Genomic DNA, 11,129 nt, shown 5'->3' on the forward strand with positions numbered 1-11,129 from the left:
GAGGATAAGGAGGTCTTCCGTTGCCACGCTTAGGGTAATAGGGCTCGATTACGGCCTCTAAGCGTTTCCATGGAATCAGAACCTCCATTCTTTCAAGAAAAATTTCCCTACGAGTTCTGCGTCGCTTCTGGCTGAATTCACTGTCGGAAAAAGAGAGTTGTTGGTCCATGACTACCTCTGATCAAGCTGCTGAGATTATTATCTCATGATCAGGGACTTATTCGCAGGTTCCCTAGTTGGAGGGGAACGTCTAATCTCTGATACAGGAAATTCTCAGGAAAGAGTGCCATGCCAACGTTTCCAAGAAGTGGGAGTGTAGGAGGACCCAGACCAGGTTCCTCCAGCTCAGCGGACAAAAAATTGACGCTTCAGAACAATCCGGGAAAGTATAAGCAAAAGAAGGTTGAAGAATCTGACTTGAAAGATGTTTATATGAATCCGAGCTTTGATGATGATTCGGGGGATGAGACGTCAGATATTCAAGCTTCAGAGAGAAAGGTCAGTAAACCCAAGAAAAGTAGAGAAGATGTTTATATGAGTCCAAGTGTTGACGACAATGACTTGGATGATGAAGCTCCAAAAACTCAGCCTACAGAGAGAAAGTCGAGTAAGTCCAAAGCCAGCAGACATTCTTTGGGTCATGCTCTTTCCATGATGCACAACAGCCTGGATAAAACCATGCCTATTCCAGAAATGGATCTGGAGCTTGAAGATGATGTGTTTAAGCCCGAGCAGGTTGTTCTGACGAAAGATGAAATAGGTTTTGTTGAGGGACAAAAGAAAGCTCCCAAGCCAGATCTTTCGGAAGAATCCAGAGCCAACATGACCACAGGCGCCTTTAACCGTTTTAACAAGGCTATGTATTACAAAGGTCCTGTACGCTTTCTGGAATCCAAAAAACATGACAATACCCCCGTTGAAACCGTTCTGATTCATGGAACCTTTAACCCTGATGCTCCCGAGCGTGGTTGGACTCGACCTGACATTAAAGCGAATGAAGAGCTTCGCCAGCGATATGGTGGCAAGCTCAGCTCCATTCAGTGGAGCGGTAAAAATCACAGGGAAGCTCGTTTTGAGGCCGGTCAGGCGCTGGCAGCAAGAATTGAACGTAACCATGAGAAAGGTATTGAGACTAATATCATTGCTCACAGTCATGGCGGAAATGTCGCTTTCGAAGCACTGAAGTTACTGGAGTCAGCCAAGGTTAAGCAATTGATCACCTTGGGAACACCGATCAGAGATGACCATATTCCCACTCGGGAGTTTATTTCATCCAAAGTAGAAAGCTACATTCATGTTTCTGGTGGTAAGGACAGTGTTGCCGGCAAGGGAGGCATCGATTGGGTTAAGCCTGGTCGAGGCGCTACGGAAATTGAGAAAAGGCGACGAGGCTTCAGAGCTAAAAAAGATACATCTCGTGCAGATTTCCATCTTCATATTACGGATGCGACCCATAGCGAGTTGCACCGACCCCAGGTTTTGAATCAATTCGGACCCAAAGGGTTTATGAGTAGTCTCTCTGAGGATGATGAAGAATAAAACGGCAGCTAATGGGCCGCCGTTTTACATACTGTAAGAAGTTTTGACTCTACTTTTGCAGTTTTATCAGATCGCTTCTGTAGCTTTGACCAGCCAATCCAGATCTTCTCCGTCAAGCAGCGGAGAAAGTTCACTTCTCACCTTGGAGTGGTAATTGTTCAGCCACTCCACTTCTTCAATATTGAGCATATCCTCAATCAATGGACGAGTATCAATAGGCGCCAGAGTCAGGTCTCTCAGCTTGTAGAATTCACCGAACTCAGTCTTTCTGTCCTCTTCTACCAGCATGATGTTTTCGATGCGGATACCGTGTTTGCCGTTGCGGTACATACCGGGCTCGTTGGTAATCAGCATGCCGGGCTTAAGAGGTTCATCCAGCCATTTGGGGCTGACACTGTGTGGGCCTTCATGCACGTTGAGGAAGTAACCGACACCATGGCCTGTACCGTGGTTGTAATTCTGGCCTTCAGCCCAGGCAGGTTGTCTTGCCAACATATCCAGTTGAATGCCACGGGTGCCACGCAGGAAGCGCGCACGGGCCAGGTTAATGTGACATTTCAGAACCAGTGTGTAGTCTTTCCTTTCTTCATCGGTCATTTCACCGCAGGCAAAGGTACGGGTGATGTCGGTAGTGCCATCCGGGTACTGACCTCCAGAGTCAACCAGTAGCAGACCTTTAGGTTGAACAGTGAGGCAGGTTTCTTCTTCAGCACGGTAATGGATAACGGCTCCATTGGGTGCATAACCGGCAATGCTTGGGAAGCTTGGACCTTTAAACTCAGGTGCCTGGGCACGGAATGCCTGCAGGTTCTCGTCCAGAGTTACCTCGGTCAGAGTTCCGGTAGGAATCTGTTTTTCCAGCCAGCGCATGAAACGTACTATGGCGACTCCATCACGACGATGGCAGTCTTTCATCCGGTCAATCTCAATCGGGTTCTTGATGGCTTTGAGATTTTTGGCCGGGCAGGCTCCTTCAACAACATTGACGCTGTCAGGAATAGCATCAAACAGCCACCGGCAGGTAGTTGCCGGGTCAATCAGCAGGGCTGCATTGTCCATGGAGGACAGAGTTTCTGCAATTTCAGAGTATGCCTTCAGTTCTACTGAAGAAGCTTTAAGAGCCTTCAGAGCCTCTTCTTCTATACGACTGTCGTCAACAAACAGTTGGACGGAGTCATCGCTGACCAGAGCATAAGCAAGAAATACCGGGTTGCATTCAACATCCGAACCACGCAGGTTGAACAGCCAGGCAATGTCATCAAGGGCTGTCACCAGGGCATGGTCAGCGCCAGCTTCTGTCATTTCAACTCGCACTTCAGCCAGCTTTTCTTCACGGGTTTTGCCGGCCATGGCATCGCTGTGCAGAAAAACGGGTTCAGTGGGCATGGCTGGACGGTCTTTCCAGACATCATTCAGCAGATCAACGTCTGTTTTCAGAGACAGGTTTTTCCTGGCAAAGGTTTTCAGGAGGTTACGGGTGCTGTTCAGGCTCATGACTTTGCCATCAAAACCTACCACTTCGCCTTCATTCAGGTTTTCTGCCAGCCACTTATTGATAGGAGGCACGCCAGGCTGCCCCTCTTTCATCAACTCGATGCCCGTGCCTGCCAGTTGTTCTTCGGCTTGCAGGAAATAACGACCATCTGTCCACAAGGCTGCCTGTTCCTGAAGCACAACTACTGTCCCTGCCGATCCATTGAAGCCCGAAAGCCATGCCCGGCCATTCCAGTGATCAGCAGCATATTCACTTTCGTGTGGGTCTGAGCTTGGAATGACCCAGGCGTGAATATTCTGGCTCTTCATAGCTGACTGCAGAGCGGCCAGCTTCTCGGTAGTTGTTGTCATAATTTCTCTGCTCTGAAATGCCTATAGCGACATAATAATATCAGGTGGTGGGGTTACTATAACTGCCTTTAAGGGAAATCCGAAGAGGGATAAAAGCCGGATCAGGCTCAGGCTTTGTTACAATTTCACAGATACATTCTGATATTCTGTCTGCTCTGCTCAATCCCATGAGATTCTCGTCTGTGAGTCGATATCTATTAGCTGTTGTCTTTCTGATTCTGCCTTTTTTCAGTGCTGCCGATGAAGTAGAGGTTTTGCACTGGTGGACTTCTCCAGGTGAAAAGGCTGCTGTTGAAGTTATGGAACGCCAGCTAAACGACAAAGGTCTTGAATGGAAGGACTTTGGGGTTGAAGGGGGCGGTGGCGGCAAAGCCATGACCGTTCTGAAGTCCAGAGTGATCTCTGGCAATCCTCCCACAGCTGCGCAAATCAGGGGGAAAGGCATTCAGGAATGGGCCAGTCTTGGATTGCTGACAGCCATAGATGATGTGGCCAGACAGGAAGAATGGGATAAAAAGCTGCCCGGACTGGTGAGTGAAACCCTTAAGTTTCAAGGGCATTACGTGGCAGTTCCCGTCAATATCCACCGTAATAACTGGCTGTGGGTAAACCCTGAGATTTTTAAAAAGACCGGACTGGAATTACCTGAAACCTGGAATGATGTGTTTCGTATTGCTCCCCAGTTGAAAAAGGCAGGTTATATCCCCCTGGCTTACGGCGGCGAGCCCTGGCAGGCCTCAGCTATTTTTGAATCGGTGTTGTTGGCGACAGGAGGTGCAGACTTTTATCGTAAGACCATGGTGGAGAATGATCCTGAAGCACTCACCAGTAAAACCATGATGGAAACGTTTGAAACTCTGGCTCACATTCGAACCTTGTTTGACGACAACAGCAGCAGACGAAGCTGGGACCAAGCGACGCAATTGGTGATTGATGGCAAGGCGGCCATGCAACTGATGGGGGACTGGGCCCGGGGAGAGTTTCTTCTGCAAGACAAGCAGCCTGGTAAGGATTTTCTATGCATACCGGCTCCAGGTACCCAGGGAGCGTTTGTTTATAACATTGATAGTTTTGTTATGTTTAACATGCCTGATGAGCAGCAGAAAAAGGCACAGCAGACTCTCGCCAGTCTGTTGATGAACCCGGCTTTTCAGAAGGAGTTTAACCAGAAAAGAGGAGGCATTCCGGCACTGGACCTCAGTGAAGGGCAGGAAGTGGATATCTGTGCCAGAAAAAGCCGAAGAGACTTTAACAGCAGTATGGAGCAAGGCACATTGGTGCCCAGTACAACTCATGGAATGGCTGCCGGAGAACGAGTTCAGAATGTTGTCAGTGAAGTGGTCAGTCAGTTTATTAATGATCCTGGTGCTGATCCTGCCAAAGCTGTAAAACAACTGTCGTTGGCAATCCAGACAATAAGGTAGCCTCACGCTATGTTTACTTTGGAGTGGTTACCTGCAGCGGATAGTATCTAATAAGAATTTGATCAAGACAGGAATAGTCGATGCGCTAATCGTCAGTATTCCTGAAACCAGTGTTGCCTGAAAAGCCATGGTGTGGTCTTGGGGTATAAAAGATGAGGCGGCGAAAAGCATGCCACCAATATTCGAACCGATTATCTGCCACTTGGTTAAAGGATGCAGACCTGGAGCTCGCCATTTGGTGGTGATACCTTGAGCCGAGAAAAAAACCGTTGCAATCAAATTTCCAGCCCGGATCGTCCAGGGGTTTTCTGTAATTAAGCCTGAGCAGACAATCATAAGCCCTGAAGCTCCTCCTGCAGTTGAGATGAAATGATAACTCCGCCCTCCTGGAGGCGGCGGCATGCCTTTATACCAGCGAATGAAGCCCAGGGTAGCCATGATGTAATTCGCCATTGAAACCTCGACAAGCCCTGTAGAAGACAGTGCAGTCATAGTGACATTCTGTGTACCGTTCAGACCAACACTCATGTCTGTAATCAGAAGGCCAGAATCCGCCATGAAAGCCATTGAGGCTAATGCCTGAAGGGCATAAATAACAGATTGCCAGCATGAGTAAGCATCTGGATTGACGGGCTCGGCCAATTGAAGATCGTATGAGTTGATATTGATTGGCTGCGGCTGATTAGCAGCTGATTTTATTGAGACAGGTAATACTAGAAGAGCGCTAAGAAGAGTAATTCTGGGATAAGAAATCATAGGTAGCATTTGCTCAAAAGGTGTTTTTAGAGCTTTTAAATTAGTCGTTGAAAGGGACTCTACTAGCGAGTTTTTTTCTATTGATGACACAGATTCTTGACCATGGAGTGATGTTATTAGACTTTGTTACATTACGTTTACCTGTCTTACCCAAGCGTCCGTCCCACTTTGATACCCTCTGTGCGAATTAATTTATAAGTGAAGAGTTTGTGAGCCTGAAGAGGCAAAACAAACTCCGAATGAAACAGGGGTTCACATCCATGCTGCAAAATGCTTTCGGGGTGCTTCAGAAAATCGGGCGGTCACTGATGTTGCCCGTAGCGATTCTGCCAGTGGCCGGTATTCTTCTCGGTATTGGCAGTGCCAACTTCGGGTTTCTTCCTGATCTTCTGAACCAGATTATGGCTCAGGCTGGTGGCGCTGTTTTTGGTAATCTGCCACTGTTGTTTGCTGTAGGTACCGTATTGGGCCTGACAGACAACGACGGTGTTTCAACACTGGCGGCCATTGTCGGCTATGTTGTGCTGCTGGGTACAATGGGGGTTATGGCCGGTGCTCTGGACGTTGAAACAACTACCATTATGGGTATCAACTCCATCGACACCGGTGTCTTCGGTGGTATTCTGGCCGGTATTCTGGCCTCTGTAATGTTCAATCGTTACTACAAAATCCAGTTGCCAGAGTATCTGGGCTTCTTTGCTGGCAAGCGCTTTGTGCCCATCGTAACCGCCTTTGCTGCTATTGCTCTGGGTATTGTTCTCAGCTTTATCTGGCCACCTATTGGTAATGCTATTGATGCCTTCGGTGCTTACGCCGTAGAAGGTAACCCAACCCTGATGGGCTTTGTTTATGGCTTTGTTGAGCGTCTTCTGATTCCGTTTGGTGTACACCACGTATGGAACGTACCTTTCCAGATGGAAATGGGTTCTTTTGTCACTCAGACAGGTGAAGTGGTAACCGGCGATATTCCTCGCTTCTTTGCCGGCGACCCAACAGCGGGCTTCCTGGCGGGTGGCTTCCTGTTCAAGATGTTTGGTCTTCCAGCTGCAGCCATTGCTATGTGGCACTGTGCCAAGACCAAGATGCAAAAGCGTGTGGGCGGTATCATGATTTCTGCGGCCCTGACTTCCATGCTGACAGGTATTACCGAGCCCATTGAATTCTCATTCCTGTTTGTTGCTCCGGTTCTGTACTTTATCCACGCGGTATTGGCTGGCTTTGCCTTTATGATCACCAACTTCCTGGGGATCAAAATGGGCGCTTCCTTCTCTCACGGTCTTATCGACTACACACTGTTCTTCGGCATTGGTACCAAGCCTTTCTGGCTGATCCCTCTGGGTCTGGCTTACGCAGCGGTTTACTACAGTGTCTTCCGTTTTGCGATTACCCGCTTCAATCTGAAAACGCCGGGTCGTGAAGACGATGCGGATATGGGAGTGAAAGTAGAGGTGGGTCCTGAACTGGCGGGTAAACTGATAGTTGCCTTCGGTGGTAACAGCAACATCAAGAGTATTGATGCCTGTATTACCCGACTGCGGGTAGCGGTCAAGAAACCTGAAGAAGTCGATCAGGACGCCATTAAAGCCTTGGGTGCCACTGCTGTCCTGGTGGTTGGACAGAACATGCAGGCGATTTTTGGTCCACAGTCAGAAAACATCAAGTCTGAGATGCAGGAGCTGGTGAATTCTGGCCAGGCCATAGAAAGTGTGCCAGCCACAGCTTAAACAAGCTTAATCAGACCTGTTGCTATCAAGCCCCCACAATTGGGGGCTTTTTTATGAAGCAGTGTTTTTGATCGTTGCTAATATTGAGCCGAATGAATCTTCCTGATGGAGTTTACATGCGGGCTCTGGCGTCTTTTTTTGCGGGTTGGGCTCAATGGATTCTCCTGATCGTATTATTGAAGAGTTCGCTCTCTCTGGCATTCTTCCTTCCTGAAAATTTTCCCTTTGATAAAACACTGTCGTTTTGTTTTGTGACGGACTATCAGTACGAATCAGAACGATCCGAAGAGTGGGATGCTACAAACCATCAGCAAACAACGGTGGTCAGGCGATCAGAAAGTTTGTCTTTTTCACAGTATGATCTGGTCTTTCAACGTTCTGACGAAAACACGCCAGCCGAGGTACCTTTTGGTTGGCATTTAGGTCAGCGACTGCATGGTGATGGTCATATCAATACTCAGGTATTAGAAGCCCTGCAAACCAGTGATGCTGAACTTCATTTATCAGAAGGCACTCAGGTACTGCTGGTTCTTGTTATGACTCTTATGATGATTATTGAACCTGATTTTCCTGAAAACAGTGATTTCTCAAGCTTTCTCAATCAGGCTCAACTGCATCAAATGGGAGCTGGTTGGTTGAATATCAGTGTCCCTCATTCAGCAGGAGGTATTGAGCCTGACTCAAATATTGACTCTGGCTGGCCTTCTATTGATATCTATATTGCGAGTAATTTCAGTTCAAGTAGCCTCAGGTCAACAAGCTATGATCTGATCGTTAATTATGAGTTCTGGAAAGACCGCGTTAAAAATACAAAACGTTTTAAACTGATCGTTCTACGCTATCTGGATTGTCTTTATCAGGCGGCAAAAGACATGAAATGGTTCAGAAAGGATGATGACAAGGATCAGGATGGCCCACAGGGGGTCAGGGAGTCTGGATTATGCTCCTTTTTCAAAAGGCTATGTGGTGGTTGCTATGGTTCAGAGCAGGAACAACTTCCATCTTCGGTCGGTGAAACCACGCCATTGGTTCAAAAGGCTCAATGGCTGGTAAATGCGCAGATCAATGTTTCTGATCAAATCAGTTTGAAGGATCTCACGATCCTGATGTTCTCATTTGAAGGCGTAAAATCGTTTTGATCGTTCTCTCTAAGTGTGTTTCGAGAGAGGGTCAGCAGGGAGTTCCATAGTGACCTCCAACCCCCCTTCCGGATAGTTCCTTAGCTTCAGACGACCTCCATGGATATTGACCAGATGGCGGGCAGTGATTAGCCCAAGGCCGTTCCCGTCGGGGTTGCAGGCTTTGCCGTGGTCCAGTCGACGATAAGGTTTGAAAACTTCCTCTTCCATGCCTTCAGGTAACCCTGGCCCCTGATCACGTATACGGATATCAATATACCCTTTGATGGTTGTGAGATAGACGTTGGCCTGCTCTCCATAAAGCACGGCATTGCCAATAAGGTTTTCCAGGCAGCGACGCATAGCCAGTGGCTTGCCATTAATGGCGGCTTCGCTGTCGGCATAAACATGGACGTTCTGACCCACTGAGCAGGCTGACTGGGCAATGTCTTCGAGAAGGTTTTTCAGGCTGATTCTTTCCGGGTTCTCATGAATATCCGTATCGCTGAGAATTTGCAGCGCACTCTTAACCATCATTTCCAGATGGTCCAGATCCTGACTGAATGCCTCTCGCTCCTCGTCATTGTCCAGCAGTTCGGTTCTGAGTCTGAGTCGGGTAATCGGGGTTTTCAAGTCATGGGAGATCCCGGAAAAAAGCTGTTTTCTGTCGTTCATATAATGCTGAATGTTTTTCTGCATATGATTGAACGCTTGTGCTGTTGTTTCATACTCACGACAACCGACTTCTGATACCGGTACCGGTTCAAGGTTCCGGCCGAATGTTTGGGCCGCTATTGAGAGTTTCTCAAAGGGGCGAGTCATTTTCTGGATGAGCAGGCTGGCAATAAACATCAGAATCAGCATCCAGGCCATGTAAGAGACTTTCAAAGGCTCGGAAAGCTGCTCCTTACTCATCAAAGAAGAGTCCGGCATGAGTGTGGCCAGATACAGCCACTCCCCTTCTCCTACAGGAATCTGGATCACCAGTACGGGCAGGGCCAGTGGTTTGACCATCAGACTCTCCTGCCCCCAGCTGTCTGGCAGGTCTTTCAGAAAGGTATCGTTGTTGAATACTTTGAGTGTTTCCGGACTGGAAAAGGCGATTTGAATGTTTCCCTTAGTATCGAGGCTCTCTTCCAGAGTCTGCCTGAAAACATCCAGAACTACCTGGTGTGAGCTGGTGTTCTGAAAGGGCTCGATCTTGATAAACTCACGATTCAGTGTCACAAAGTAGCGAGTGCCACCCATATCCCTGAGCTGATTCAAAATAATGTGGCGATAACGAGTGGGTAGTGAACTGAAGTATTCGACAGTGGCAGACACCCTCAGTGCCATATTCATGGCCACATCTCTAAGTGCCTGATCCTGATCGTTGCGGGATTGGGTTTCCCAAAGGTTATTGACGATCACCTGAGTGGCCAGAACCAGAGCGACCATTACCAGAAAGAATCGACCTGGCAAGGATCTTGGGGTGAAGCGATGCAGAAATCTGCTAATAGAGCCTAACTTCACGGATGGGTAGTCTGGGTCTGGTTCGAATGCATGACCTCTGTTGCCAGCAGGTAGCCACTGCCCCGAACCGTTTTAATAATTTCAGGGTTGCGGGCATTTTCGCCAAGGCAGTGCCTCAGCCGACTGATGTGGACATCAATAAAACGGTCCAGAGGAGCTGAGTCCCGTTTACGGGTACTTTCAGCTATACAATCCCGGCTCAGCACCTGACCCGGATGACTGATAAAAAGCATCAACAGGCTGTAGTCTGCACCTGAAAGGGATTGAGTTTGGTCGTCCGGAGAAGTCAGTTCCCGGGTAGTGGTATCCAGACAGAAACCATTGAAGTGATAGTACCTGCCTTCATCCTGCTGTTCTGACACGGGTTCACTGCGGCGATAAATGGCTTTGATGCGAGCCAGCAGTTCTCTGGGATTAAAGGGCTTGGCCAAATAGTCATCGGCACCCAGCTCAAGTCCAACGATACGATCCATTTCGTCGGAAACAGCGGTCAGCATGATCACCGGAACCCTGGAGAAGGTTCTCAGCTCCCTGCACACGTCAAAGCCGTCCATGCCTGGCATCATAATATCCAGGATGATCATAGCGTGTCGGGTCACGTCAGCAGGCATTGAGCGAAACAACGTCAGGAAACTCTCTCCGTCAGGGGCTGTTTCAACGCAAAAACCGTTTTTTTTCAGATAATTCGCCAGCAGATCGCGTATGGCGTCATCGTCATCAACGATAAAAATCGGGTGTGATGAGGTCATGGCTGTCCAGAAATAAGAGCGGCCGTGCCATTATAGGGTGAGTTTTAAACAAGCCTATTGATCTGACGCAATCAAATGAATTGTCGATAAAATAATCAATAATGAGTGTGGGGATTTCTCATTCTATTCAGATAATGAAAAAAATATCCCTTTGGACCATGGTTGAATAGGGGTAAAGCGCTTTACACTGCAGTTATTCATGCGGCCGTACCGGGCAGTATTTTCCAATCCTGAAATGAGCCTGAAGGCAGGTACTACTACCTAACCCTCGGCTTGTCGCTCATGAACTAATTGAAACAGGATTTCTCTGGCTTGTTGCAGCTTTCTGGCCGCTTCATTATCGGTCATGGCTTCCGCTTTGTCCTTTAGTTGGTCCAGTGTAATCCCTTCTTTCAGGTACTGTTCTGGTTCCTTCAGTGACAGGAACTTTTCGTAAGGGGTCATCATGTTTTCATAGCGGTA

At 48.1% G+C, this 11,129-nt stretch carries 10 protein-coding genes; 4 read left to right on the forward strand and 6 right to left on the reverse strand.

Annotated elements, in window-relative coordinates; genetic code table 11:
• The coding region (locus WG89_RS32400; protein WP_062260605.1) for a transposase at positions 1-169 on the reverse strand (169 nt) is incomplete at its 3' end.
• 119 nt (positions 170-288) lie between these two features.
• Between WG89_RS32400 and WG89_RS26245 the strand changes: the two genes are divergently transcribed.
• Entirely contained in the window at positions 289-1,539 is a 1,251-nt protein-coding gene (locus tag WG89_RS26245) for an esterase/lipase family protein (protein ID WP_062270623.1), read from the forward strand.
• 66 nt (positions 1,540-1,605) lie between these two features.
• On the opposite strand, the gene WG89_RS26250 is transcribed toward WG89_RS26245, so the two are convergent.
• Positions 1,606-3,384, reverse strand: coding sequence for an aminopeptidase P family protein (locus WG89_RS26250; protein ID WP_062270624.1), 1,779 nt, complete (start codon positions 3,382-3,384; stop codon positions 1,606-1,608).
• A gap of 182 nt (positions 3,385-3,566) precedes the next feature.
• On the opposite strand from WG89_RS26250, the gene WG89_RS26255 reads away from it, so the two are divergent.
• Positions 3,567-4,808, forward strand: coding sequence for an ABC transporter substrate-binding protein (locus WG89_RS26255; protein WP_245662987.1), 1,242 nt, complete (start codon positions 3,567-3,569; stop codon positions 4,806-4,808).
• A gap of 27 nt (positions 4,809-4,835) precedes the next feature.
• Here the strand turns inward: WG89_RS26255 and WG89_RS26260 are convergent, their stop codons facing one another.
• Complete coding sequence (locus WG89_RS26260; protein WP_153301840.1) at positions 4,836-5,654, reverse strand: hypothetical protein; 819 nt, start codon at positions 5,652-5,654, stop codon at positions 4,836-4,838.
• A gap of 170 nt (positions 5,655-5,824) precedes the next feature.
• On the opposite strand from WG89_RS26260, the gene ptsG reads away from it, so the two are divergent.
• Both ptsG and WG89_RS26270 read left to right on the forward strand, forming a co-directional pair.
• Positions 5,825-7,288: a PTS glucose transporter subunit IIBC gene (ptsG, locus tag WG89_RS26265; RefSeq protein WP_079254068.1), complete on the forward strand. Its 1,464-nt coding sequence runs from the start codon at positions 5,825-5,827 to the stop codon at positions 7,286-7,288.
• 116 nt (positions 7,289-7,404) lie between these two features.
• Positions 7,405-8,427 carry a hypothetical protein gene (locus WG89_RS26270; protein ID WP_062270627.1) on the forward strand — a complete coding sequence of 341 codons (1,023 nt, stop codon included), beginning with the start codon at positions 7,405-7,407 and terminating at the stop codon, positions 8,425-8,427.
• A 9-nt stretch (positions 8,428-8,436) separates the two neighbouring features.
• On the opposite strand, the gene WG89_RS26275 is transcribed toward WG89_RS26270, so the two are convergent.
• From WG89_RS26275 to WG89_RS26285, 3 genes are all read right to left on the reverse strand, one after another.
• A complete protein-coding gene (locus tag WG89_RS26275) occupies positions 8,437-9,918 on the reverse strand; it encodes an ATP-binding protein (RefSeq protein ID WP_062270628.1) in 1,482 nt (493 codons plus the stop codon).
• Positions 9,915-10,667, reverse strand: a complete 753-nt coding sequence (locus tag WG89_RS26280) for a response regulator (protein WP_062270629.1) — start codon at positions 10,665-10,667, stop codon at positions 9,915-9,917. The genes WG89_RS26275 and WG89_RS26280 overlap by 4 nt, the downstream gene beginning before the upstream one ends.
• 261 nt (positions 10,668-10,928) lie before the next feature.
• Positions 10,929-11,129: hypothetical protein (locus WG89_RS26285; RefSeq protein ID WP_062260213.1), on the reverse strand; the 201-nt coding region annotated here is incomplete at its 5' end.

Origin of the sequence: Endozoicomonas arenosclerae (assembly GCF_001562015.1) — a bacterium.
In the GTDB taxonomy this organism is placed as follows: Bacteria; Pseudomonadota; Gammaproteobacteria; order Pseudomonadales; family Endozoicomonadaceae; genus Endozoicomonas_A; species Endozoicomonas_A arenosclerae.